This is a genomic window from Candidatus Sordicultor fermentans (assembly GCF_012728195.1).
In the GTDB taxonomy this organism is placed as follows: Bacteria; Atribacterota; Atribacteria; order Atribacterales; family Caldatribacteriaceae; genus Sordicultor; species Sordicultor fermentans.
The window spans coordinates 1-24,355 of the sequence record NZ_JAAYFP010000019.1; the positions used below are offsets into that span (position 1 = coordinate 1).

Below are 24,355 nucleotides of genomic sequence, written 5' to 3' on the forward strand. Positions count from 1 at the left end.
ATTCAATTTTTGTCGAGAGGGGGAAACCCCCCTCATAATCCCAAAAAACTGTACTATGCGCACTCGGCAATTTGAAATATTAATTTTTCAGGAAGAATGACAGTTCATCAGCATAATTGCTAAAGATGGGTAAAAAATGTTTGATGACAGTTACGAAGTCAGCAAAAGTAAAAGGAAAATGATAAAATATAGACCAAAAACAACAGAAAGTAGAAAAAAATGAAAACTTATCGCCTGGGCGAGATACCCGGAGATGGGACAGGACCAGAAGTAGTAAGAGAAGGACTCAAGGTTTTAGAAGCTGTTTCTAAAAAGTCAGGTTTTTCTTACACTACTATTTTTTATCCCTTTGGAGGAGAACATTATCTTAAAACAGGAGAAACTTTACCCGATTCGGCTATTGAAGAATTCAAGCAATTAGACGCTCTTTATCTGGGAGCCATAGGGCATCCTGAAGTAAAGCCAGGAATTCTGGAGCGAGGAATTTTACTGAAACTGCGCTTTTCTTTAGACCAGTACATTAATCTCCGACCAGTAAAACTTTATCCCAGAGTGTGGACCCCCCTCAAAGATAAAGGGCCAGAAGACATAGATTTCGTGGTGGTGAGAGAAAATACCGAGGGCTTATACGTAGGAGCAGGAGGAGTCTTGCATCGAGGTACCCCTCACGAAGTAGCAACCCAGGAATCTATCAACACTCGTCGGGGAGTAGAACGATGCATTCGTTTTGCTTTTGAATTTACCAGAAAAAGAAATAAAAATAATAAACTCACCCTGTGCGGTAAAACCAACGTTTTAACTTATGCCTTTGACTTATGGGAAAGAACTTTTCAAGAAGTAGCTCAGGAATATCCCGATATTAAAACTGACTATGCTCATGTAGATGCTACTACCATGTGGATGGTCAAAAACCCCGAGTGGTTCGATGTAATAGTAACCGATAACATGTTCGGCGACATCATTACTGATTTAGGAGCTATGATTCAAGGAGGTATGGGAATAGCAGCCGGTGGCAACATCAACCCCGAGGGAGTTTCTATGTTTGAGCCTATCGGGGGTTCCGCCCCTAAATACACGGGGAAAAATATGATCAATCCATTGGCAGCCATTTCTGCTTTGCAAATGCTACTATCTCATATAGGAGAAGAAGAAGCGGCTCAAAAAGTAGAGGAAGCCCTGATTAAAGCTTTAGAAAGTGGAAAAATCAAAAGTATGAGTGCCGGGCAAATGGGACTCACCACTTCTGAAGTAGGGAATTTAATAGCCTCCCTAGTTTAGGGATCAGTCTAAAGGTGTTCCTCCTTCTTGTGCCGGAGGTTTACCTGTAGAGGAGGACTGCTGCTCTCCAGCTGTTCCTCCTCCCTCTCCTACCGGGGGTTTTGTCTCAGAGGAAGGAGCGGTTTCCAAAGGCGTTCCTCCTTCCTGGATAGGAGGTTTACCCGTAGGAGATGGGGTAGTAGTAGTTTCCAGAGGTGTTCCTCCTTCTTGTGCTGGAGTGCCTCCAGAGGTTATTCCCGGTGAAGAAACTGTCACCCCTTGTCCCGACCGAAGAGCTGGTTTTTCCCGAGAAGAAGCAATAAACTGTTGGACTTCCATCTCTACAAGATTAAAATTGTCATATTTATCCAGAGCATCAGCTAATACTTTGGCAACTTGTTCAGAATCTGCTCCTGCTCTGCGGGCCCTCTCGAGGAGTTGAGCCATCTTTTTCATCTCTCGAGAGGAAAGATTCTTATCTGCCACCTTTTCTACGATCTCCCCAGCTCTCTCCGGATCCACCCCCATCTCTAAAAGAGAAGACAGGGAATCCACTATCAACTGCAAACGCTTTCCATCATTAGCCAAGGCTTTGTTTAAAGTTTCTTCTACTACCTCAGGAGAAACGGATAACTCTAGAGATAAAGCCAAATTGATTATTAAATCTTCTTCTTTCACCCCATTCCTTTGCAAAATTTCCTGAGCTTTCTCCAGAGAATCCTTTTTATGATTCAAAGTTTTCACCAGTTCATTAGGAGTGACTTTCTTGGTTAAACCTTCTTTGAGTTTGGAAACAATGGGAGAGAGAGGAAGATTTTTTTCCTGTGCTTCTTTTATTAAAGAATCTACCTGGTCCCGAAGATACTCCTTATCCTCTTCTGGATAAGAGGATTTTTCAATGAGAGAAAAAGGGTCGCTTGCCGCCCATAGGGGAGCTATTCCCACAAAAAACAAGAAAAAGACAAGGAATAAAACAAAAATCTCTTTCTTCATGAGCTCGATTCACCGTTAACCACCAGCACCGAGTTAAATTTCCCAAATCCATCGGGAACCTGTCGGAAAGAATTGGGGTCAGCTACCCATTCTTTACCATCTACTAAAAAACCATACTGATATTTACCTGGTTTAACCTTTAACGTGATTCTCCAACAATCTTCTTTAACTTTCTCCATTTGCAGGTAGTCCCAACCGCTAAAATCTCCTGCTACTGCTACTGTTCGGGAGCTTTGAGAAGGAGAATAAAAAACCAACTCTATTTTCCGATAACCTAGAGAAGGAGAAATCTCCAGCTCAGGAAGCAAAGGAAGATCGCTAAAGAAAATCAAAACGAGAAACACAGCCGCTAAAGAGACCACTGCCCATTTTTTATAATCAGCATAACACGAACGCTTTTTGCGCCCTTCTATTCGGTGCATAACTTGCTGAGCAAAATCTTCGCTTACCTCAAGCTGAGGTAAGCTTTCCAGATATTCAATAAGTTTCTCTTCTTTTGTATCCATTATATCCATACTCTTCACCTGATTCTTTATACGTAAACCTGGGGGTTTCAGTTTCAAAAGATAAGTTTATCTTGTTCAATATATTGCTCCCTCCACAACATATAGTGTGACCACCCATAAAGCATTCATGCAGCACCTCATGAGCTCACAATATTACTCCCCAATTACTTTTTTCAAAAAACCAGTAAATTCATCGCTAAACCATTTCTTCTTTTAAGGTTATCGCTGCCCTCATAAGAGCTATATCTCGTATAAATCAGTTTGCTGTAGAAAATCATTTATTTAAATCCGTCTTAAAAACCCTTTTCCAATCCTAATCTTTTGCGTGATTATATTTACAAGTAGTATAAAGTCTTTCCTGTTATAAAGGTCTTTAATATGTATTTTTTAGTCGAAGAGAGAAGTAAACGTTATTTACAGTTCTATTTTTTATCATTTTGTTGTAAAATGTAATGGAAGTGTGTAGGTCCTATAAAAAAGGAGGTGTTAAATCTATGGAAGAAAGAAAAGAAGAGATGACAGCACAGAATAATGTAGAAGAAATGACAACGGAAAATAACAAAGAAGAGATGATCAAAGAGGAAGAAATAGCGGGAGAAATTACTATTTCTCCAGATATTATAGCTACTCTGGCAGCTATCACCACTATGAAAGTTCCCGGGGTAACCAGCATGGGGGGATTACCTGCTGCTCCCTTAAGCACTCTAGTAGGTAGAAAAGATATTAACAAAGGGGTGAAAGTAGAGCTAAAAGATAAAACGGTAAATTTAGAAATATCTTTAGTGGTTAATATTGACTCCTCTTTAATTGAAGTAGCGAAAGAAGTACAAAAAGAAGTAAAAAAGGTAATCGAAAATAAAACCGGGATGACGGTTAATAAAATAGATATAAGCATTAGAGATGTTTCTTATTCCGAAAAGGAAAAGGAAGAGGAAGAAAACACAGCTTATTAGGGAAGCATAGTTAATCATAAAAATCACTATAGCCTACTCTTTTTGGAAAGCTCATCCCTATGACCACAGCGCAATCTCGGAGTGATTTTGTATGCTGTTACTGCAGGATGTTATCTTTTTTTGTATGGTGTGGTAGGTAATTTCATATTTTCTCTTGTGAGAATCCAAAATTGAAACCAACCACCACAACACTGGAGTGCCTTTTCTTTAGCGTAAAAATTTCTTTAATTTTTTTCTCACCTTTTTAGTCTTCTTTAATCTTACACCGTAGACAATTCTATATTTTTGTTTTTTCTAGGAGGTCACAAGGGGACGCCATCTGTTGTTCGGCTCTGCTATCTATGCAGAAAACCGCAATTAAAAGGTAATCAAATCTTTTATTGCCTCCAGCTTCTTTTCCCCTATACCTTTTACTTTAAGAAGTTCCTCAGAACGAGAAAAAGAGCCATTCTGTTCTCGGTATTCTATGATGCGCTGGGCAATCACTTCACCAATCCCCGGTAAAGATTCCAGCTCTTTTTGAGAAGCAGTATTAACGTTTACCATTTGAAGAGCTGACCGCACCTCAGGAGTGGCAGCTCTATCTTTTAGAGAAGTAGTAGTAGAAGAGGGAATAGATATTCTCTGTCCATCATAAACGGGAAGAGCTAAATTCATGTCTTCAGTCTGAGCATCCTTTTTAGTTCCCCCTGCCAGTTCCAGAGCTTCAAAAATGCGAGTTCCGGATTTGACTCTATAAATACCCGGAGAGTTTACTGCTCCATCCACTTGAATAACAAGTAATGTTTCTTCACTGACCCCGGGTGTAGAAAAATTCCTCCAAGCTATAAATCCCAGCCCTGAAACTACCACCAAAGAAATTACTAAAAGTGCTAATCTTTCCTCACGAGAAAAATCCACCTCATCCCACCACCAGATTGATTAATTTGTCTGGTACATAAATGCTTTTTTTAATTTCCCCATGATTTAGCCAGCTTTTTACTTTTTCATCCTGCAAAGCCAGAGCTAAAACCTCTTCTTTAGAAGAACCTCTGGAGACCACCACCTTACTCCTCACTCTGCCGTTGATTTGCACTATCACTTCTACTTCTTCTTCATACATTTTTTCTTTTTGATAAACAGGCCAGCTCTCTGTGGAAAGCAAGTCTTTTTCCCCTAGAAGCTGCCAGAGCTCTTCACTCAGGTGAGGAGCAATAGGATTTAGAAGAGAAACCAAGGTTCGAGAAGCGAAAACCAGTATTTCTTTTTCTTCAAAGCTAGCTCCTTTCTCTTCTAAAAATCGCACATAATCAATCATCTCGTTCAAAAGCTCCATCAAAGAGCTGATAGCAGTGTTAAAGTGGAACTTTTCCTGGATGTCTCGAGTTACCCGGAAAATAGTTTGATGTACTTTACGTTCCAGAGCTTCCATTCTTCCTTCATCTATCTCAATTTCCTGCGTTGGAAATTCAATAACTCTACCTACTGTTCTCCACACCCGATTTAAAAATCGAAAGGCTCCTTCCACTCCTTGATCTGACCACTCCATATCCAGCTCCGGAGGTCCGGCAAAGAGAATAAACACCCTTACCGTATCAGCACCAAAACGGTTAATGATTTCTCGAGGACTTACCGTGTTTCCTTTAGACTTAGACATTTTAACTCCACCCTTGGTAATCATACCCTGGGCAAAAAGGTTAGAAAATGGCTCCCGAAAATCAACTAAACCTAAATCATTAAGCACTTTAGTAAAAAAACGAGAGTAAAGAAGATGAAGAATAGCATGCTCTACCCCTCCTATATACTGGTCTACTGGCATCCAGTAATCTACATCTTCCTTGCGGAATGGTCTATCTTTTGCTTCCGGAGAGGTGTAGCGCAAATAATACCAGGAAGAACAAACAAAAGTATCCATAGTATCAGTCTCTCGCCTGGCCTTCCCTCCGCACTGAGGACAGGTAGTATTAACAAACTCTGGACTTCGAGCCAGAGGGGAAGGACCACCAGGCAGAAAATCTACATCCGGGGGCAGCAATACTGGCAAATCTTCCTCCGGCACTGGCACCTCTCCACAGCGCTCACAATATATTATGGGAATAGGTGCTCCCCAGTAGCGCTGTCGAGAAATTAACCAATCTCGCAGACGATAAGACACTGCACCTTTACCTATTCCTCTTTCCTCTAAAAACTCTATTACTTTCTTTTTACCCTCTTCAGATGGTAGACCAGAAAAAGGGCCAGAATTTACCATGATACCTGGCTCAGTAAAACAGTATTCGTCTCCATCTATCTTTTTGATCACCGGTCTAATTGGAAGACCATATTTTTGAGCAAATTGATGATCCCGTTCATCATGTGCTGGAACAGCCATTACTGCTCCCGTTCCATATTCTAAGAGCACATAATCAGCTATCCAAATGGGAATTTTTTCTCCACTTACTGGATTTAAAATTTCCTGGCCGATATACATTCCTTCTTTTTCGGTAACATCGGAGAGACGCTCTACCTCACTTTTCCGAGCCATTTTTTCCCGAAACTCTTTCACTTTTTCCTCATAGGGAGTACCGGTTACCAGCTCATCTACCAGAGGATGTTCAGGAGCCAGAACAAAAAAAGTCGCACCGTAGATAGTGTCGGGACGAGTGGTAAAAACGGTAACTTTTTCACCATTATCCAGGAGAAAATCAATATATGCCCCCTCGCTTCTACCTATCCAGTTTTTTTGCATAGTTAAAACTTTTTCTGGCCAGTTTCCTAAAAGATCCATGTCTTTTAGTAAATCTTCGGCATAACGAGTAATTCGAAAATACCATTGATCAAGTTTTTTGCGAACCACCTCTGTTCCACAGCGTTCACACGTTCCATCTATTACTTGCTCATTAGCTAAAACCGTAGAACAAGAAGGGCACCAGTTAACTGGAGCTTCTTTTTTATAAGCCAGACCATTTTTGTAGAAAAGAAGGAAAAACCATTGAGTGAAACGGTAATAATCGGGCTCACAAGTTATAACCTCTCTTCTCCAGTCATAGCTGATACCCAATCGCTTCAATATCTCCCTCATCTGGTTAATTTTATCTTGGGTCCAGATAGCAGGATGAATACCATGCTGGATAGCGGCGTTTTCCGCCGGTAAACCAAAAGCATCAAAGCCCATAGGGTGCAAAACGTTATAACCTTGACGCATGAAATAGCGGGCTACCACATCTCCGATAATATAATTCTTAGCATGGCCTACATGCGGCTCGCCAGAGGGATAGGGAAACATTTCTAAAACATAGTACTTTTCCCTATTTTCATCTATTTCTACTTCAAAAATCCTTTTTTTCTGCCAGATTTCCTGCCACTTAAGCTCTATCTCTGTAAAATCATAATCCTGGAGCACCTTTAAACCTCCCACAAAAAAAGCTCGCCCCCGGGGGCGAGCTTATCATCTGGTGGAGCTGACGGGAGTTGAACCCGTGACCTTCTCCACGCCAAGGAGACGCGCTCCCAACTGCGCTACAGCCCCTTACCTTTCAAAAACCCTATACATTATACGCAAACTACTTCTATCCGTCAATGAGTCTCAGCTACTAATTTACTTAAAACCGCTTCTTCAAAAATTTGCCGAAGATTGTCCTTACTTATCCCTGAAAATACTTCTTCGTTAATCCGAATATTGGGGCCTTCAGTACACCGCTCTAAACAGAAAGTAGCTCCCACGCTCACCCTGTCTTCTACTCCATATTCTTTAGTTAACTCCAGTAACTCCTGAAGAAGGTCATAGGAGCCTTTGAGATAACAACTGGTGCCTACACAAACTGCAATATCCACTTTCTGAGCACTTTTGGCTTCCTGAATGCGAATCATCTCATCACTAATTCGACGACGGGAGTAATAGTAAGTATGAAGATGATGTTCTGCAATTTCACTATTAGCTTCTTTCAACCACTTTTCGTATAAGAACTTAATGGAGGGATTATCCTGAGCTTTACGAACCACACTCAGACGATCGGCGTTGTAGAGACCTTCTGCTCTGCGGCGTAAAACCTCCTGGTAATCAGGATACTCAAGGGGCATTCCTCCCCCTCCAATACAACCTCCAGGACAATTCATCACTTCCACAAAGTCATAATATCTCTCGCCACTTCTCATATCTTTTACCAGCTTCTGAGCATTGGCTAAACCGTGAACAATAGCTACTTTGACTTTCCTTCCTCCAAAATCTACTTCTGCTTCTCTCGTGCTATCCATGCCTCTTACTCCCTTAAATTCTACCTCTTTCAGCTCCTGGCCAGTCAGACGTTCATAAGCGTATCTCAGAACCGCTTCCGTTACTCCTCCTGTTACTCCAAAGATAACTCCTGCTCCACTTCCTGCCCCCAGAGGAACATCAAAAGGAAGTGGGTCTAATTCTTTAAAATCGATATTAGCAGTTTTTATCATTCTAATGGTTTCCTGAGCAGTCAAAACTATATCTACATCGGGAATTTCGTCGTGAATGAACTCTGGACGTCGAGCTTCAAATTTTTTGGCTGTACAGGGCATTATGGAAACAGAAACTATTTTCTCCCGAGGAGTATTTTCCGCTTCATAAATGAAATTCTTGATTACCGATCCAAACATCTGCTGGGGAGAACGAGCCGAGGAAAGATTCTCCAGATAAAAAGGATAATTTCTCTCCGCATATATTACCCAGGAGGGGCAACAAGAAGTAAACTGAGGAAGCCTCTCTCCTTTTTGTAAGCGCCTGAAAAACTCTTCAGCTTCTTCTATTACGGTTAAATCAGCGCTGAAAGCTGTATCATAAACCCGATCGAAACCAATTTTCTTCAGAGCAGCTACGATTTTACCAGTAGTAATTTCTCCTGGAGGAAGTCCAAAAGCCTCTCCTATGGCTACTCGCACAGCTGGAGCAATTTGAGCCACCACCATCAAATCAGAATCAAGAACAGCTTCCCAGGCACTATTGACCTCTGATTTTACTACTAAAGCACCGGTAGGACAACGAACGGAGCATTGCCCGCAATAAACGCACTCCACTTCTGAGAGTTTTTTCCCAAAAGCAGGTTCCACTTTGGTTTGAGAGCCTCGCTGAGTAAAATCATAAATTCCAATATTTTCTATTTCTTTGCAAGCTCGCACACAATCTCCACATAGAATACAACGATTAGGGTCCCGGACTAAAGAAAATGTAGAAGTATCCCTGGGTAACTTTTCTTCTCTCTCTCCGAATCTAACTTCGTCTATTCCCAGTGAAGCAGCGATTGCCTGCAGGCGACAGTTAAGGTTTCTCTCGCAAACTGTGCAATCTCTCTCATGATTAGCCAGGTAAAATTCTACTATCATGCGCCGGGCCTGAAGAACTCGAGAAGTAGTAGTCTTTATCACCATCCCCGCCTCAGGAGAAGTGGAGCAAGCAGGCATAAGACCTCGCCCTTCCACCTCCACAAGGCACATTCGACAAGCTCCATAAACGCTGAGGTCAGAATGATAACAAAAAGTGGGAATTTCGATGTTGGCTTTCTTGGCTACTTCCAGAATATTCTTTTCACCGTTTAAAATAATTTCTTGCCCATCTACCACTACTGCTTTTTTAGCTATTTTTTCATTCATCTTCTTTTTTCCTCCACTCCACAATTATGGAATCAAAGGGACAGGCTTCAAAACAAGCCCCACATTTAGTACACTTTTCCTGATCTATAACATAAGGCACCCGAGGACGGCCAGAAATGCAGGATACCGGACAAACTCGCGCACACTTGGCACAAGCACGGCACTTTTCCGGGTCAATCCTGTATTCTTTCATAGCCTGGCAAATATGAGCAGGGCAAACCTTGTGGACCACATGGTCTAAATACTCATCCCGGAAATAAAAAAGAGTGGTAAGAACAGGATTCGGAGCAGTTTTGCCTAAACCGCACAAAGAGGAATCCCTTACCACCTGGGCGGTCTCTTCTAAAAGTTCCAGATCAGAAGTGGTGGCTTCTCCCTTTACTACTTTCTGTAACAAGCCTAACATATGTTTAGTTCCCTCTCGACAAGGAACACATTTGCCACAAGATTCATTTTGAGTAAAGTTCATGAAAAAGCGAGCCACTTCTGGAATACAGGTATCCTCATCTAATACTACTAACCCACCAGACCCCATAATAGCCCCTGCTCCAGATAGGGAATCGTAATCAATGGGTAAATCAAGATGTCTCTCAGTTAAACATCCTCCTGAAGGCCCTCCAATCTGCACCGCTTTGAACTTTTTGTCGTCCTGTATTCCTCCTCCAATACCAAAAATCAAATCTCGCAAGGTAACTCCCATAGGAACTTCTACCAACCCGGTATTTTTAATTTTACCGGCCAGGGCAAAAGTTTTAGTTCCCGCACTACTTGCGGTGCCAAAAGAGCGAAACCAATCTGCTCCCCGGAGCATGATTATCGGCACGTTGGTCAAAGTTTCAACGTTATTGATCACTGTAGGTTTACCCCACAGACCCCGATAGGCAGGATAAGGAGGACGAGGGTTGGGCATACCTCTTTTACCTTCAATAGAAGCAATCAAAGCTGTTTCTTCTCCGCAGACAAAAGCTCCTGCCCCTTCCCGAACTATAATCCGGAAAGAGAAATCACTACCTAAAATGTTATCTCCCAGAAATCCAGCTCTTTCTGCATCTTCTATAGCTTTTCTAAGGTGCTTCACTGCCAGAGGATACTCAGTTCGCACATAAATATATCCTTCCTGTGCTCCTATGGCATAACCGGCAATGGCCATACCTTCTAAAATAGAGTGGGGGTCTCCCTCCATCACGCTCCTATCCATGAAAGCGCCCGGGTCACCTTCATCACCGTTGCAAATAATGTATTTTTTATCTGCTTTAACCACCCGAGCAAATTGCCATTTCCTCCCGGTGGGGAAACCTCCTCCTCCTCTTCCCCGCAAACCAGATTTAGTAATTTCTTCGATAACCTCATCAGGAGTTTTTTCATTGAGAACTTGAGCTAAAGCCAGGTAACCATCCCGGGCTAAATATTCATCCAGATTCTGAGGGTCAATAGAACCACAGTTGCGAAGCGCAATTTTAACTTGCTTTCGGTAAAAAGGAACATCTTTAAGATGGGGCCAATAGTGAACTTCTCCATTCACTTTTTCCTGGTAAACTAATCTTTCTACCACTTCCCCCTCTTTCAGGCTCTTATCTACTATTTCCTCTACGTCTTCAGGCTTGACCCTTAAATAAAGAATCCCTTCCGGTTCTATCCTCACGAGAGGTCCGGCTTCACAAAGTCCCATACAACCAGTTTTAACCAGGTGAGGACTTTCTTCTAATTTCTCCACTTCTGCTTCTACTTTTTCTCTTTCTATCACTTTCCTGAAGGTATCAAGTACTTCTTCTGCTCCTTTAGCTAAGCACCCTAACCCTCCACAAATCAGGACTTTCTTCTTTCCGTTTTTGTTTTTTAATTCAATAATATATTTTTCTAATTGTTCCCGATTTTCAAACCGCATCTACTTTCTCTCCTTCCCCTAACAGGTGATCAACAAGCTGCTGCACTTTTTCTTCGTCCATTTGACCATAAACTTCTTCATCTACCATAAGAGCCGGAGCCAGAGCACAAGCCCCAATACAAGCCACCGTCTCCACAGTGAACATCAAATCTGAGGTGGTGTTTTCTCCTTCTCTCAATCCCAAATTTTCTCGAACTGCCTTCAAAATTTGCGCAGAACCCTTTACATGACACGCAGTACCGTCACAAACCCTGATAATATGTTCACCTTTGGGCTCCAGAGAAAACTGAGCATAAAAAGTAGCCACCCCATAGACGTGCGCTGGAGAAACCTGTAGAGCAGTAGCAACATAGGTGAGAATTTCTTCTGGCAGATAGCGATATTCCGACTGAATCTCCTGTAGTATGGCAATCAAATTGTCCACATTATGAGAATATTTTCTCAGAATAGCATTGACCTTTTCAAACTGACGACTGAGAACTAAGCTTTCTTTTTCTATTTCCATCACTCTACCCCCTTTATAGATAACATTAGTTTTTTAGTAATATTCCAGATTTACTATTTTCCCTCTTTTTTGTAACTCACTAACTATATCCTCTAACAACCGAGCTTTTAGCGAAAGCTCTCCGGAGAGTTTAGGATTTTGGTGAGCAGGATTGATAGCTCTTCCTCCTATAAAGGTAATCTCATCCGCTTCTAGGAGAAGCGAGAGTAAACGGCTAGCCCCATCTCGCTGGTAAATAACTTCTTCTAACTCCACTCCTTTCCGCAGTCGGCGAAGAACTGTGGCCAGAGTCAGGATCCCTTCAGTAAGTAAATCCACTCCTTCCATCATTCCTACCGGAGGAATATCTTTTTGGAGAGAAGTTAAATCTACTTCTATTTCTTTGTCCAAAACCCGGGCTAAAATGTTTCCTGTAGTACCACCACACACTGCTTTCTTACCCGGAAATTCCATTACCCTTTTGACTATATATTCATCTAAAGCCGGGTCTTCAGGAGGCCCGGCCCACACTATTAAGTAACGAGGAAGACGTATTTTAGCTACCACACAGGTAGCATCATCACCTAATCTATCCTGATAAAGCCTTTTAGTAGTAGCTATTACTTTATTAGCTAGAGTCAAAGCATCCAGCTGGTCATTAACAGTATTTTCTAAAAAAGAGGCGATTTTTTCCCATCTCCATCCCAAATTCCACAAGCCTCCAATCCCAGCATGAACCACTCCATCGGTTACTCCTACAATCCAATCATTTTTTTGCACCCTCATTATAGATTCTAAAACCACCCTCTCTCCTATTTCTCTTTCTTTTCTATCCAGGTGCATCAACCTTCCATTACGCAACCAGAAAAGAGGGGGATTATCAAACTCTGCTACATAGGTCTCTCCACTGGAGAGAACCTGTACTACAGAAAAAGTACTATAGGCAATTTTCCTCACCTTACACACCGGTAAGGTTTCTGCTAAAGTGGCTATCACTTCTTCCAAAGTAGATTCTCTTTTCAACATGGAAACAATAATTTTTGAAGTCAGAGTGGAAAGAATATTAGCCTTTACTCCACTACCCAAACCATCAGACCAGGCCAGTATGGTAGAATTATTTCCCTTATCATAACTCACACTATCTCCACAAAGCTCTTCCCCCCATTTGGGAAGCTGAGCATAGGCAAACTCTACAAAGAGGTCTTTCATCCCTCTACCGATTCTCCCCGGAGTATTTTCATCAACTTATCTAGAAGAACTTTAGTTTCAGCAGTAGTTTCCCCTAATAAGCTGGCAATTTCCTGAGCTACTCTCATCTGGTTATTAATGACCTGTTGAGCTTTCTCTAAAGTTTCTTCTTTGATTTGCTCCATCAAAACTTCTCTTTCCTTTTCTTTGGTCAAATCCACAAATACCCCCATAAGAAGCTGAGACTTCTCCAGATAAAAAACAGACAATTGAACGTAAAGGTTCTGGTATTGAGGATAAAACACCTCTCTGGTGACCATCTTTTTAGTGCGCAACGCCTCCACAAAAGGAGATGGATCAGTAAGCTGGTCTAATTTCCCCCCCACCACTAACTTCCCCGTCAAACCGAACATCCTACGAAGAGCCGGGTTAATATCCACAATGCGCAGATTTTCATCAACCAGCACAATACCATTGGGAGTTACTGCAATCAAAAAGCTGGAAAAAGATTCTGCTCTTGCCCGCATAAAAGGAATACACATCTCCGCTTCCGCCATGCCCTGATAAACCGCTTGAGCTTTTTCTCGACAGGTGTTATACCCACAAGCACCACAATTTAGCTCATCTTGAGGAGAAAATTTACTGGTAAGAGATAAAATCCTTTTTATCTCTTCTTCCGGAACTTCTGGCTGAGGTATGGGATGAGGTGCAAAGTTTCGACTAAAAGTGGGAACAGAAATAATTTTTTTCTCTGGTGGAGGATTAGAAGCCATCTTAGCTTTTTCGGTATAGTCAATGACTTTTTTCCGCCGTTCGTAAGGAGAAAGCGAAGAGCGGAGCACCGGTCCATCAATGCAGCCTCCCTCACAGGACATCATTTCCACCATTTCAAAATCACCTTTGGTGTCTTTTAAATCATCTAAAAACTGACGACAACGGTCGATTCCAGTTATTACCATAACTTCTTTGGACAAAATCCCGGTATCCAAAGAAGCAGTTTTCAGGAGTCCTCCTTCCACGGGGAAAGCTCTTCCCCACTCCACTGAAGATAAACCCATTTCTTCTTCCTCTAACGCAGAAAGAGAGATATTCTCTTCTTGAAACCAGGTTTTTAATTCTTCGAAAGTTAAAACTGCATCTACTTCTCCTTTTACTTCTTCCTCTTCAATTTCTGCTTTTTTGGCAATGCAAGGACCGATAAAGACCACTTTTACTTTTTCATACTCCTGACGGATTAAACGAGCATGAGCAACCATAGGAGAGACAACTGGAGCAAGGTAAGAAACATATTGAGGATAATACTTATAAATCAAAGCATTGATAGCTGGACAGGAACTAGAAATAATATTTCTTTTCCCCTCATCTAAAAGCCGGGCATGCTCTCTGGCTACCCACTCTGCCCCTTCCGCTGTTTCTCGTACTTCTTGAAAACCCAGTTTTTTCAAAGCCGCCACTATCTGTCCTTCTGTGACCTCAGAAAAAGCGGCTACAAAAGAAGGAGCTAAACTGACCACTACCGGGTCTTCTCCCTGGAGCAGTTCTTGAACCCGGGGAAGGTCATTTTGAATTTTTTTAGCATCTTGAGGGCAAACCAGAACACAGCGTCCATCTTTTATGCATCTTTCATCCACAACTTCAGCGTGTCCTAAACTTACCCGAATGGCCTTCACCGGACAATTGCGTATACATTTATAGCAATCCCGGCATCTTGCCTCAATGGTGCTAATTACTCCCATCAGTACCATCTTCTCCCAGCTTTTTCAAAATCTTCTCCTGGAAAATCTCCCTGAAATTCTGAGGAGAAACCCCACTGAGTATCTCATCATCCACCATTACAGTAACCCCCTCTTCTGTGCATCTTCCCAGACAAAAATTACCTTTTAATTCTATCTGATCTTTAAGCTTTAATTTTTCAATCAACTCTTCACAAATTTCAATAATCTCATAAGCCCCCTTAAGATGACAAGAACTACCTACACAAACCGATATAGTAACCATCCTTACCTCTCCTAAAAAAAAGAATATACCACTTTATCTTTAAGATAACCAAAAACATCGAACATAAAAACAGAGGGAGTGAAATCACCTCCCTCAGTTTTTATGTTTTTCATAATAAATTAATCAAATTATATTTTAGCTGGTTATTATAACATAAATTTAGATTTCTAAAACCCACACTTCCAGATTAGTCGGGAGAATCTCTCGAGTAACTTCTACCTCAGAACTACCCAACCTCTTCACCTCCCTAAAACCCTGCAGAAAAGGTTCCAGAGGATTAAGTTCAAATTTAGTATATTCAGTTCGGTAGTGCATCGGTATTACAAGATGAGGAGAAAGCTTGGAAACCAATTCTTGAGCTTCTTGAGCATCAATAGTGAAAATCCCTCCTACCGGAAGCAATAAAATATCTACCGGTTTCCAGGAAGATAGCTCCTCATCTGGAGGTATTATTCCTAAATCTCCAGCGTGAATGAGAGACATCCCCTCCAATTCCAACCGGGCAACATTATTTTTACCCCGTTTCTTTCCCCCTACCTCATCATGAAAAGTAGAGAAAATTTCTACCTTAATCCCATTTTTTTCATAAACCCCTGGTTCTTTAATTATCTCAGGGTGTCCCCGCACCAGAGAAACGTTATTGTGGTCAAAATGGTCATGACTTACTACAACTAAATCTGCCTCTACTTGAGGGAGGGGATAACCAACACTATCATCAAAAGGGTCAAAGGCTATTTTCGTGTCTCCACTCGTCACTAAAAAGAAAGAATGTCCAAACCAACGAATTTTCAACTTCCTCACCTCCTGCATTTATTCTACTATAATTTACTATAAAATAGATAACCAAAACCCTTGTACTTTCTTTCCCTGCTTTAGAAAAGAGAACTATAAGAACCCAGGTTAAGGATAGTCCGGTGACGGGGTTTACCACCTACTCTATAACTCTCATAATAATTCTAGAACTACAAAGGGTTTTTAGATAACCTACTAAGAAGAAAGGCTGATAAATCAAGGATCTGTACCTCAAGTATACCTGAAAATAGGAGATTTTTCTGGGAAAAAGCCGCAAGTTGGATGAAGCTTTTTATGATGTCTTATCAAGAGCCTGGCAATAAGAAGAAAGAAGACGGCGAAATCCTCGTTGGGGACTTCTTTCTTCTTGAATAATGACCTGCAAAAGAGCAGAGCCTATTATTACCCCATCAGCGATTTGAGCCAATTTTTGAGCTTTTTCTGGTGAGTTCACTCCAAAACCGATAAGCACTAAAGAAGAAGAGGCTTCTTTTATAAGCTCTACTACTTCCCGCAGGCGCTCTTCCTCCATCTCCACCTGACCGGTCGTACCTTTACCGGAAACCAGATAAACAAAACCCTCGCTCTCTCTGGCAATCTGTTTTATCCTCGCCGGGGAAGAAGTAACAGAAGCAAGTAGTACCCGGGATAAGTATCCTTCCATTTCTTTTTCAAAATGTCGTGCCTCCCAGGGAAAATCAGCAATGATTAACCCTGAAAACCCGGCATCTTTAAAATCTTGAGCAAAGCGGGAAAATCCATACTGGTAAACGATGTTGCCATAAGTCATAGCTATCAAAGGTAAGGCAGTTCTTTCTTTTCGCAAAGTTTCCACAACCAGAGGAGGGGTAACTCCTTTCTCTAAGGCTCTCTGAGAAGTAGTTTGAATTACAGGGCCATCGGCAACAGGGTCAGAGTGAGGAATACCCACTTCCAGCGCATCCACTCCTTCTTCTTCACAAATTTGTATCAAATCCAGAAAAGTAGGAATATCAGGATAACCAAAAGTAAGATAAGGAATGAGAAGCTTCCCCTTTTTCCTTCTCTCTTCTAATTTTTCTTTTAATATGTCAGCCATTTCTCTTTTCCTCCTCTAAGTAGCGTAGAACCTCTTCTACATCTTTGTCTCCTCGCCCAGAGAGACATATCACCATAACTTTCCCCGGAAGATGAGGTGCTATTTTAGAAGCATAAGCTACCGCATGGGCGCTCTCCAGAGCCGGTATAATTCCCTCTTTTTTAGAAAGTTCTAAAAAGGCCTGCAGGGCTTCTTCATCAGTAACTGATACATACTGGGCTCGACCGGAAGAGAAAAGATAGCTATGCTCTGGCCCCACCCCGGGGTAGTCAAGACCAGCAGATACGGAGTGAGTTTCTTGAATCTGCCCAAACTCATCCTGCAATACATAGCTCAAGCTTCCATGAAGAATTCCCTTTCTTCCTCCTCCAATACTGGCAGCATGTTTTCCGGTCTCTATTCCCCGTCCTCCTGCTTCTACACCTATGAGAGCTACATTATCGGGAAAAAATTCATAAAACATTCCCATAGCATTGCTTCCTCCCCCCACACAAGCTAAAGCATAGTCGGGGAGTCTCCCTTCTTTTTCTACTATCTGCTTTTTAGTTTCTCTACCAATTACCGATTGAAAATCACGCACCATTTGAGGATAAGGATGAGGTCCTACAACAGAGCCAATAACATAGTGAGTAGTATCTAAGCTTCTTACCCAGTCTCTCATAGCTTCGTTTATGGCATCTTTCAAGGTCTGACTTCCACTATAAACTGGAATCACCTCTGCTCCCAAAATCTTCATACGAAAGGCGTTGAGTTTTTGTCTTTCTACGTCCTTTGCTCCCATATACACCTGACATTCCAAGCCCAAAAGAGCGGCAACGGTAGCTGTAGCCACTCCATGTTGTCCCGCTCCGGTTTCGGCAATAATTCTCTTTTTACCCATTTTTTTAGCCAGTAATGCCTGGCCCAGAGTATTGTTTATTTTATGAGAGCCAGTATGGTTTAAGTCTTCTCTTTTCAAATAAACCCGCGCTCCTTTCCAGGATTCGGTTAAGCGCTCTGCCAGGTAAAGAGGAGTAGGCCTTCCAGCATAATTTTTCAGGTAATAATTTAATTCCTCCTGGAATTTTTCATCCTTTCGGTAATATTCGTAAGCTTCCTCTAACTCCTCTAAGGGATGAATTAAAATTTCGGGAACGAATTTCCCCCCAAATTCTCCAAAAAATCCTGCCTTTTCCATTTTATTTTCCTCCTATCTTTTCTAAAATTCTTTTTACTTTTTCAGGATCCTTTTTCCCGGGGTAAATTTCCACTCCGCTATTCAAGTCCAAAGCAAAAGGATGCAGAAGAGAAAGACACTGCCAGATATTTTCCTCTTTTAAGCCTCCTCCGATTATTATTGGTTTGGGAAAACTGATCCCTTTTATCTTCTCCCAGGGGAAAGTTATCCCGCTTCCTGCTTTTTTGCTATCGAAAAGCAGGAAATCCACTACTGGAAGGTATTCTTCTACCATAGTGACATCAAAATCTTCTCCCACAGAAAAAGCTTTAATCACTCCTTTCCCCAATTTTTCGCAAAAAACAGGGCTTTCTTCACCATGTAATTGTATTAAGTCAAAACTGCACAACTCTCGTAATTTATTCACTTCCTCTATGCTTTGATTCTGGAAAACCCCTACTTTCATTATCCGAGAAGGTAGAGAGTTAACTACCTCTTTCGCTTTCTCGGGAAGAATAAAACGGGGGCTATCCTCCACCAAAATAAAGCCTAAGGCCCAGATAGGAAATTCACCCAGAAGTAAAACATCTCTTTTTTCTTTAACTCCACAAACCTTAACCCGGGGCAACTTCCACTCCCCCTCTAAGTTCCCTTAATTTCTCAGCTGGGTGGCAGGAAGTAATCAAGGTCTCTCCTATCAAAAAATTGTTTATCCCTTTATCCATTAATCTTTTTATATCATTTCTACTTTTAATTCCACTTTCTGCCACCACTATCACCGAGGGAGGGATTTTTCGACAAAGTCGCTCTGAAACTTGAAGAGAAACCTGAAAAGTGGCCAGATTACGATTGTTGATGCCAATTAAAGGAGCGTGAGCCTGTAGTGCTTTTTCTACATCTTCCTCATCATGGACTTCCACCCAGGGGAGGAGATGCAAAAGAGTGCAGAGGTAAACAAAGCGTTGCAGTCGTTCCCGGGAAAGAAGACCAGCAATTAAAAGGAGAGCATCTGCTCCATTTTGCGCTGATTCATAAATCTGGGTTTCTTCTATTACGAAATCTTTACGGAGAAGAGGAAGAGGGGTAATTTTTCTCACTTCCCGAAACATCTCCAGACTCCCTTGAAAATAATCTTCTTCAGTCACCACTGATATTGCTACCGCCTCTCCTTCTTCGTATTCTTCTAAGAAAGGAAGGAAACTTCCTTCTATCAACACCCCCCGAGAAGGAGAAGCCTTCTTAATCTCAGCTATGATGTTAGGTTCGGGTGAATTCCTCAAGGAGGAGAGAAGAGTATTTTTCTTCTTCTCTCGCTCACTAAATACATCTACCACTTCCCGGGAAGAATATTGCTTCCCTTCCAGAAGCCTCTTTTTCTTTCCTACTACTATTTTTTCCAGAAACCCCTCCATCATTCTCCCTCCAGGGCTCTGCTTACCTTTACCACTCTTTTCAACGTTTGCAGCGCTCTTCCAGAGTGGATTGCTTCTTCTACCTTTTCTATAGCCTCTTCTAAATCTTGAGCTTCTTCTCCTATCCAGAGCAAAAAAGCGCTATTTAAAACTACTGCTTCTCTGCGTGCTCCTTTTTCTTCTCCTCCCAAAATATTCACAAAAATCCGGGCGTTTTCAGCAGGTGTTCCTCCTCTTAGCTCCTCTATATTTCTTACTGGAAAGCCTGCTTCTTCGGGATGAAAAGAGGAAAAAGTTATTTTACCTCCTTCTACAAAAGCTAACTTACTCTCTCCAGTGGTACTTATCTCATCTAAACCTGGCTCTCCCCACACTACCAAACCTCTTTTCACCCCAAGAGTAGCCAGGGTTGAAGCAACAGGCTCAATAAGTTCCGGAGAATAAACACCCACCAGCTTATAATCCATGGGGCAAGGATTGGTAAGAGGTCCTAAGAGGTTGAAAACGGTTCTAATTCCCAGTTCTTTTCTCACTCCTTGCACTGTCCGTGTAGCAGGATGGTAGAGCGGTGCATAAAGAAAGGCAAATCCTGTTTCTTCAAAAAGAGTTTGCATTTTTTCTCTTTCCATATCTACCTTTATCCCCAGGATTTCCAGTAAATCTGCACTACCACAGCGGCTGGAAACTGAACGATTACCGTGTTTTACTATTTTTAGCCCGGAAGATAAAGCTACAAAAGCGGAAGCAGTAGAGATGTTGAAGGTTCCCTGTCCATCTCCTCCTGTCCCACAATTATCAGCCACAGAAAGGGAAGAAACTGAAAAATTCATTGCTTTTTCTCTCATCGCTTCTGCAAATCCGGCAATTTCTCCTCCATCTTCTTTGCGCATCCGCAGAGAAGATAAGAGTGCTCCCATCTGGGAAGAAGTAAACTCTCCTTCCATCAAGCCCCTCATCAGAGAATAGGAATCCTTCCTGGTGAGCCTTTTACCTTCTATTATGTACTCTAAGAAATCTCGAGCGGTTTTTAACATGAGAGTCCCACCTCCAGAAAATTCTTTAAAATTGTTTTTCCCTGAGGAGTCAGAACTGATTCAGGGTGAAATTGCACCCCAAAAAGAAGGCGAGAAATATGCTGCAAAGCCATTATTTCTCCACTTTCTGTTTGGGCGATGACCTCTAAGGAAGGTGGTAAACTTTCTCGCTCGACAATGAGAGAGTGATATCTACCCACCCAGATCCGGGGAGGTAATCCTCGAAAAAGAGGAGAGGGAAAAAGATAAACTAAAGACTTTTTCCCGTGGTAAGGTCGAGGGGCTTTTACTACCTTTCCCCCTTCAGCCCAGGCAACACACTGATGGCCAAAGACACACCCCTAAAGTGGGGATAGAGGGAAAACAGGAAATTATCTCATTGCTAATTCCCGCCTCCTGTGGCTCTCCAGAGCCAGGAGAGATAACAATCTTTGCCGGTTTCATTTGCTCCACTTCTGAGATAGAAATTTCATCGTTACGGAATACTTTGATTTCTTCTGCAGTTAGCTCTCCTAAATATTGCACCAGGTTATAGGTGAAAGAATCGTAATTGTCAATCAAGAGAATCATTAATCATTCCCCCTTCCGGCTAAATTTAAAGCTAAAAGTAAAGCCTCGGCTTTACTTCGTGTTTCCTCATATTCTTTCTGAGGGAGAGAATCATAAACAATCCCTGCCCCCGCCTGAACTTCCGCTTTTCCTTCCCGGAAAAAGATGCTGCGGATAATGATGCAGGTATCGAGGTTGCCATTTAAACTCACATATCCTAATGCTCCAGCATAAGGCCCCCGGGGGAGAGGTTCCAACTCTTCGATTATCTCCATAGCTCTCACCTTAGGCGCCCCACTAACTGTTCCTGCAGGAAAAGATGCCTGTAGTGCCCTCCAGGGAGAAATGCAAGGGGCTAACCTACCAGAAACAGTAGATACGATATGAAAAACATGGGAATAGCGTTCTATATCCATAAATTTTTCCACCTGTACTGTTCCTCTATCACATACTCTCCCCAGATCACTTCTTCCCAGGTCTAAGAGCATCACATGTTCGGCAATTTCTTTCTCGTCATTAAGTAAGTCTCCTATTATTTCTTCCTCAGGAATGGAAGACAGTCTCTTTCTCGTTCCAGCAATGGGTTTGGTGAAAATTTTCCCATTCTCTATTTTTATGAGCATCTCCGGAGAAGATCCAGCCATCTGAAACTGGTCAGTCTCCAGATAAAAAAGATAAGGAGAAGGGTTCAACGAGCGCAAAAAACGATAGGGGATAAAAGGGTCGCCAGAAAAAGCTTGAGAAAAGCGCTGGGAAATAACTACCTGGGAAGCATGTCCTTCCCGGATAAAGTCTCTCACTTTTTCTACTTTTTCTCTAAATTCTTCCTCACTAAGAGCACACTCCACCTCTCCTTTAGTTGCAAAAAAGGAGGAGGGAGAGGATGATTGACCTATTCTCTCATAAGTTTCTTCTATCCACTTTTTCCCCTGGTTATAATCTTCTTCTTCGCCTCCCCGGGCAACATATACTGCTCCCAAAAGATGTTTGAGGTGGTCAAAATAGAGAAAACGGTTGCTTTTTATCCAGTAGGCTAATGGATAGCTTATCTTCCGGCGAGAAATAGTTTTCTCCCAGGTTTTCACTGCATCATAACTCAGAAAACCCACTGCTCCCCCCAGAAAAGGAAGGGAAGGTTCAGGATAAACGGAGTAAGAAGCAAATTCTCTCTCCAGAAGGGAAATAATGTCAGTAAAGTCTTCAATTTTTACCTCTTCTCCCCCTCGGATTAAAAAAGAATAACGCCCCCATTTTTCCCCTCTTTCTGCACTCTCCAGTAAAATCAGGGGAGTTTCTCCCCGAAATTTGTCTACTAACGATACCGGAGTAAGTCGGTCGGCCAGCTGCTCGGCATAAAGGGGAATAAAATCATAACCCTCAGCCGACAACTTTTTAAATTTTTCCCTATCTGGTTTTATCTCCATGTTTTCCTCCCATAAAAAAAGCCCTCGTCAAGAGACGAGGGCTTAAACTCGCGGTACCACTCTCATTAACGGCGTTAACCGTTCACTCTTTCGGTACAAAAACTACTATACCTACTTTCTTTAGCGGGAAAGAACCGTCTCAGTCTACTCGAGTATTCCCTTTCGATGAGCTGCTCCGAGGCCCATTCACCTTTCTCTCCAACACCAGGCTTCCACCTACCCTGGCTCTCTGTAGTTGAAGGAAAAAAGCTACTCTCCCTCATCATCGCTTTTCTTATTGGCGCTTATTAAAGCACAACTTTTTCTCTTCGTCAAGAGGTAACGGGCTTTATATAGTTTTGGGTTAATCTGGAGATGATGAGTACTTATGAAAACATGTACTGTTGTCATTCAGTAACATCCAGTAAAAGGGATGATATTTTATGAGAATAAAACTACCCCCCTTCAGGCGAGATTTTAGGAGAATATTGACAAAAATTCACCTGCTCATCTTTCGGTGTGATACGAAGAACCAGGATAATATTTAGTGGAAAAGAGTTCTTCTGCTTTTTCTAACTCTTCAGCACTCCACTCTCCTTTTTCTATCTCTACGCCCCACTCTTCTCTTAAACTTTCTAAAAATAACCGATAAATTTTCCTTTTCTCGGGTAAAGGAGAAAGAACTTCACAGAGGGCAAGAAGGCTATTTTCTAATTCTTTCTGAATTTTTTCTTTTTTCTTAAAGCAGGAAGCAACTTCTTCTCTGTTCCCCTCTAAAATAAAGGAAGCTTGAAAGAGATTTCCCCTCTCTCCTCGAGCTTGAGCCACTCCAATAATTTTCCTTCCTCCGATCGTTATCTCATGAGCAACATTGATAGAAAAACAATAAGGGGAAGAAGTATAAATCCCTGATTCTGTTTTTTCGTCTACTTTTATTCCCATCTTTTCCATCATCCGGGTCAGTACTTTTTGCAATTCCTTATAATAAAAAGTATGTTTCTCAAAAGAAGAAGTGGGAATAAAGAGACTGAAAGTAACCTCCTTATCGTGCAAAATAGCTCGTCCCCCGGTAGGTCGGCGTACTAAAGGAATATTTTTAGTTTTAAGGTAGTCAAAATCTATTTCGGTAGTTTTCTGGAATCTCCCCACCGAGAGAGTTCCTTCCTCCCACTCAAAAAAACGCAAAGTAAGGGGAGCATCGGGAAAACCCATCTCCAGGAGTGCTTCATCTCTGCTCATATTTTCATAGCCAGAGAGGGGAGGATCAACGAGAACTCTAACCACTTTTTTCATTGAGTTTTCAAAAATACTTCGTACTCCTCTTTATTCATCAAATTCTTAAATTCTTCTTCGTTTTCCGGCTGGATTTTACAAATCCAGCCCTCTCCGTAGGGACTCTGATTAATTAACTCGGGTCTTTTGTCCAACTCTCTGTTTACTTCCATTACTTCTCCAGAAAGGGGAGCATATAAATAAGAAACTGTTTTTATCGATTCTACTTCCCCTATTTTATCTCCTTGCTTTACTTTCTTACCCTCTTCGGGCAGTTCTACAAATATTACATCTCCCAGCTCATTTTGAGCGTAATCAGTAATGCCACAAGTAGCCAAATCTCCTTTTTTTACCCAGAAATGTTCCCGGGTATAAAGTAAATTATCGGGAATATTCACATTTATTAACCTCCTTCCCCAAAAGGTAAATTCACTATTATTGCTTCCAGTCGAGTCCGGGGTGCAGCTACCAGCAAAGTCTCCCCTTTTTCACCGGAGATAGAGCTAATAAACCCCAGAGCTAAAACTTGATGCCCGGCAAAAGCATAGTTACCACGGGTTACATAACCGCAGGGCATCCCTTCTTTAGTGTAGAGGGGGTAGCCATAACGAGGTATTCTTCGCCCCAGAATCTCTAACCCCACCAATCTCTTTTTAGAACCTTCTTCTTTCTCCAGAAGAAGAGGTTTTTTACCAATAAAATCGGCTTTCTCCCAGTCTACAAGATCCTCTCTCCCCAGCTCAAGAGGAGTAATGGTCTCATCTATCTCCTGACCATAAAGAGGGAAGGTAGCTTCAAAACGCAAAAGGTCTCTTGCCCCC

22 protein-coding genes, 1 tRNA gene, 1 pseudogene and 1 other annotated feature are annotated in these 24,355 nt (G+C 41.9%); of the genes and pseudogenes, 2 read left to right on the forward strand and 22 right to left on the reverse strand.

Annotation, left to right across the window (positions count from 1 at the left end; all coding sequences use genetic code 11):
- Positions 1 to 219: 219 nt before the first annotated feature.
- The gene (locus GXZ17_RS00825) at positions 220 to 1,278 is read left to right on the forward strand and encodes a 3-isopropylmalate dehydrogenase (RefSeq protein WP_409375395.1); all 1,059 of its coding nucleotides are present in this window, start codon (positions 220 to 222) and stop codon (positions 1,276 to 1,278) included.
- A gap of 3 nt (positions 1,279 to 1,281) precedes the next feature.
- Here GXZ17_RS00825 and GXZ17_RS00830 read toward each other — a convergent pair whose 3' ends face one another.
- Both GXZ17_RS00830 and GXZ17_RS00835 read right to left on the reverse strand, forming a co-directional pair.
- On the reverse strand, positions 1,282 to 2,250 hold the full coding sequence (locus tag GXZ17_RS00830) for a hypothetical protein (RefSeq protein WP_409375396.1): 969 nt from the start codon (positions 2,248 to 2,250) through the stop codon (positions 1,282 to 1,284).
- Positions 2,247 to 2,765: a glycogen-binding domain-containing protein gene (locus GXZ17_RS00835; RefSeq protein WP_409375397.1), complete on the reverse strand. Its 519-nt coding sequence runs from the start codon at positions 2,763 to 2,765 to the stop codon at positions 2,247 to 2,249. Before GXZ17_RS00835 ends, GXZ17_RS00830 begins: the two co-directional genes overlap by 4 nt.
- 485 nt (positions 2,766 to 3,250) lie before the next feature.
- On the opposite strand from GXZ17_RS00835, the gene GXZ17_RS00840 reads away from it, so the two are divergent.
- Positions 3,251 to 3,709 carry an Asp23/Gls24 family envelope stress response protein gene (locus tag GXZ17_RS00840; RefSeq protein WP_409375398.1) on the forward strand — a complete coding sequence of 153 codons (459 nt, stop codon included), beginning with the start codon at positions 3,251 to 3,253 and terminating at the stop codon, positions 3,707 to 3,709.
- A 357-nt stretch (positions 3,710 to 4,066) separates the two neighbouring features.
- On the opposite strand, the gene GXZ17_RS00845 is transcribed toward GXZ17_RS00840, so the two are convergent.
- From GXZ17_RS00845 to GXZ17_RS00940, 20 genes and pseudogenes are all read right to left on the reverse strand, one after another.
- Positions 4,067 to 4,609 (reverse strand): helix-hairpin-helix domain-containing protein, encoded by a 543-nt coding sequence (locus GXZ17_RS00845; protein WP_409375399.1) that lies wholly within the window; start codon positions 4,607 to 4,609, stop codon positions 4,067 to 4,069.
- A gap of 1 nt (position 4,610) precedes the next feature.
- Positions 4,611 to 7,070, reverse strand: a complete 2,460-nt coding sequence (gene leuS / locus GXZ17_RS00850; RefSeq protein ID WP_409375400.1) for a leucine--tRNA ligase — start codon at positions 7,068 to 7,070, stop codon at positions 4,611 to 4,613.
- Between the two features lie 50 nt (positions 7,071 to 7,120).
- Positions 7,121 to 7,196 (reverse strand) — tRNA-Ala (locus GXZ17_RS00855).
- A 47-nt stretch (positions 7,197 to 7,243) separates the two neighbouring features.
- On the reverse strand, positions 7,244 to 9,283 hold the full coding sequence (locus GXZ17_RS00860) for a [FeFe] hydrogenase, group A (protein ID WP_409375401.1): 2,040 nt from the start codon (positions 9,281 to 9,283) through the stop codon (positions 7,244 to 7,246).
- On the reverse strand, positions 9,276 to 11,168 hold the full coding sequence (locus GXZ17_RS00865; protein ID WP_409375402.1) for an NADH-ubiquinone oxidoreductase-F iron-sulfur binding region domain-containing protein: 1,893 nt from the start codon (positions 11,166 to 11,168) through the stop codon (positions 9,276 to 9,278). Before GXZ17_RS00865 ends, GXZ17_RS00860 begins: the two co-directional genes overlap by 8 nt.
- Positions 11,158 to 11,673, reverse strand: coding sequence for an NADH-quinone oxidoreductase subunit NuoE (nuoE, locus tag GXZ17_RS00870; RefSeq protein WP_409375403.1), 516 nt, complete (start codon positions 11,671 to 11,673; stop codon positions 11,158 to 11,160). Before nuoE ends, GXZ17_RS00865 begins: the two co-directional genes overlap by 11 nt.
- 33 nt (positions 11,674 to 11,706) lie before the next feature.
- Positions 11,707 to 12,861, reverse strand: a complete 1,155-nt coding sequence (locus tag GXZ17_RS00875) for a SpoIIE family protein phosphatase (RefSeq protein ID WP_409375404.1) — start codon at positions 12,859 to 12,861, stop codon at positions 11,707 to 11,709.
- Entirely contained in the window at positions 12,858 to 14,576 is a 1,719-nt protein-coding gene (locus GXZ17_RS00880) for a [Fe-Fe] hydrogenase large subunit C-terminal domain-containing protein (protein ID WP_409375405.1), read from the reverse strand. Before GXZ17_RS00880 ends, GXZ17_RS00875 begins: the two co-directional genes overlap by 4 nt.
- A complete protein-coding gene (locus GXZ17_RS00885; protein ID WP_409375416.1) occupies positions 14,563 to 14,865 on the reverse strand; it encodes a (2Fe-2S) ferredoxin domain-containing protein in 303 nt (100 codons plus the stop codon). The genes GXZ17_RS00880 and GXZ17_RS00885 overlap by 14 nt, the downstream gene beginning before the upstream one ends.
- A 132-nt stretch (positions 14,866 to 14,997) precedes the next feature.
- Positions 14,998 to 15,630, reverse strand: a complete 633-nt coding sequence (locus GXZ17_RS00890; RefSeq protein WP_409375406.1) for an MBL fold metallo-hydrolase — start codon at positions 15,628 to 15,630, stop codon at positions 14,998 to 15,000.
- A gap of 292 nt (positions 15,631 to 15,922) precedes the next feature.
- Positions 15,923 to 16,708: a tryptophan synthase subunit alpha gene (gene trpA, locus GXZ17_RS00895; protein WP_409375407.1), complete on the reverse strand. Its 786-nt coding sequence runs from the start codon at positions 16,706 to 16,708 to the stop codon at positions 15,923 to 15,925.
- Positions 16,701 to 17,885 (reverse strand): tryptophan synthase subunit beta, encoded by a 1,185-nt coding sequence (trpB, locus tag GXZ17_RS00900; RefSeq protein ID WP_409375408.1) that lies wholly within the window; start codon positions 17,883 to 17,885, stop codon positions 16,701 to 16,703. Before trpB ends, trpA begins: the two co-directional genes overlap by 8 nt.
- Position 17,886: 1 nt before the next feature.
- Entirely contained in the window at positions 17,887 to 18,492 is a 606-nt protein-coding gene (locus tag GXZ17_RS00905; protein ID WP_409375409.1) for a phosphoribosylanthranilate isomerase, read from the reverse strand.
- Positions 18,479 to 19,279: an indole-3-glycerol phosphate synthase TrpC gene (gene trpC, locus GXZ17_RS00910; protein ID WP_409375410.1), complete on the reverse strand. Its 801-nt coding sequence runs from the start codon at positions 19,277 to 19,279 to the stop codon at positions 18,479 to 18,481. Before trpC ends, GXZ17_RS00905 begins: the two co-directional genes overlap by 14 nt.
- On the reverse strand, positions 19,276 to 20,310 hold the full coding sequence (gene trpD / locus GXZ17_RS00915) for an anthranilate phosphoribosyltransferase (protein ID WP_409375411.1): 1,035 nt from the start codon (positions 20,308 to 20,310) through the stop codon (positions 19,276 to 19,278). Before trpD ends, trpC begins: the two co-directional genes overlap by 4 nt.
- Positions 20,304 to 20,880, reverse strand: a pseudogene (locus tag GXZ17_RS00920) (anthranilate synthase component II). Before GXZ17_RS00920 ends, trpD begins: the two are co-directional and overlap by 7 nt.
- Positions 20,880 to 22,283 (reverse strand): anthranilate synthase component I family protein, encoded by a 1,404-nt coding sequence (locus GXZ17_RS00925; protein ID WP_409375412.1) that lies wholly within the window; start codon positions 22,281 to 22,283, stop codon positions 20,880 to 20,882. The pseudogene GXZ17_RS00920 and the gene GXZ17_RS00925 overlap by 1 nt, the downstream one beginning before the upstream one ends.
- A gap of 27 nt (positions 22,284 to 22,310) precedes the next feature.
- Positions 22,311 to 22,558, reverse strand: a binding site (T-box leader).
- A 211-nt stretch (positions 22,559 to 22,769) separates the two neighbouring features.
- The gene (locus GXZ17_RS00930; RefSeq protein ID WP_409375413.1) at positions 22,770 to 23,555 is read right to left on the reverse strand and encodes a biotin/lipoate A/B protein ligase family protein; all 786 of its coding nucleotides are present in this window, start codon (positions 23,553 to 23,555) and stop codon (positions 22,770 to 22,772) included.
- Entirely contained in the window at positions 23,552 to 23,932 is a 381-nt protein-coding gene (gene gcvH / locus GXZ17_RS00935; protein ID WP_409375414.1) for a glycine cleavage system protein GcvH, read from the reverse strand. Before gcvH ends, GXZ17_RS00930 begins: the two co-directional genes overlap by 4 nt.
- A 5-nt stretch (positions 23,933 to 23,937) precedes the next feature.
- A partial coding sequence (locus tag GXZ17_RS00940; protein ID WP_409375415.1) for a glycine cleavage T C-terminal barrel domain-containing protein occupies positions 23,938 to 24,355 on the reverse strand: 418 nt, incomplete at its 5' end.

Bases quoted from the DNA above. Each gene is read 5' to 3' on its own strand.
- GXZ17_RS00825 (WP_409375395.1), top strand. From the start codon at position 220: ATGAAAACTTATCGCCTGGGCGAGATACCCGGAGATGGGACAGGACCA.
- trpD (WP_409375411.1), bottom strand. From the start codon at position 20,310: ATGTTAAAAACCGCTCGAGATTTCTTAGAGTACATAATAGAAGGTAAA.
- GXZ17_RS00880 (WP_409375405.1), bottom strand. From the start codon at position 14,576: ATGGGAGTAATTAGCACCATTGAGGCAAGATGCCGGGATTGCTATAAA.
- nuoE (WP_409375403.1), bottom strand. From the start codon at position 11,673: ATGGAAATAGAAAAAGAAAGCTTAGTTCTCAGTCGTCAGTTTGAAAAG.
- GXZ17_RS00930 (WP_409375413.1), bottom strand. From the start codon at position 23,555: ATGAAAAAAGTGGTTAGAGTTCTCGTTGATCCTCCCCTCTCTGGCTAT.
- GXZ17_RS00925 (WP_409375412.1), bottom strand. From the start codon at position 22,283: ATGGAGATAAAACCAGATAGGGAAAAATTTAAAAAGTTGTCGGCTGAG.
- trpB (WP_409375408.1), bottom strand. From the start codon at position 17,885: ATGGAAAAGGCAGGATTTTTTGGAGAATTTGGGGGGAAATTCGTTCCC.
- trpA (WP_409375407.1), bottom strand. From the start codon at position 16,708: ATGGCTGACATATTAAAAGAAAAATTAGAAGAGAGAAGGAAAAAGGGG.
- GXZ17_RS00835 (WP_409375397.1), bottom strand. From the start codon at position 2,765: ATGGATATAATGGATACAAAAGAAGAGAAACTTATTGAATATCTGGAA.
- GXZ17_RS00875 (WP_409375404.1), bottom strand. From the start codon at position 12,861: ATGAAAGACCTCTTTGTAGAGTTTGCCTATGCTCAGCTTCCCAAATGG.
- GXZ17_RS00860 (WP_409375401.1), bottom strand. From the start codon at position 9,283: ATGAATGAAAAAATAGCTAAAAAAGCAGTAGTGGTAGATGGGCAAGAA.
- trpC (WP_409375410.1), bottom strand. From the start codon at position 19,279: ATGATGGAGGGGTTTCTGGAAAAAATAGTAGTAGGAAAGAAAAAGAGG.
- GXZ17_RS00865 (WP_409375402.1), bottom strand. From the start codon at position 11,168: ATGCGGTTTGAAAATCGGGAACAATTAGAAAAATATATTATTGAATTA.
- GXZ17_RS00830 (WP_409375396.1), bottom strand. From the start codon at position 2,250: ATGAAGAAAGAGATTTTTGTTTTATTCCTTGTCTTTTTCTTGTTTTTT.
- GXZ17_RS00840 (WP_409375398.1), top strand. From the start codon at position 3,251: ATGGAAGAAAGAAAAGAAGAGATGACAGCACAGAATAATGTAGAAGAA.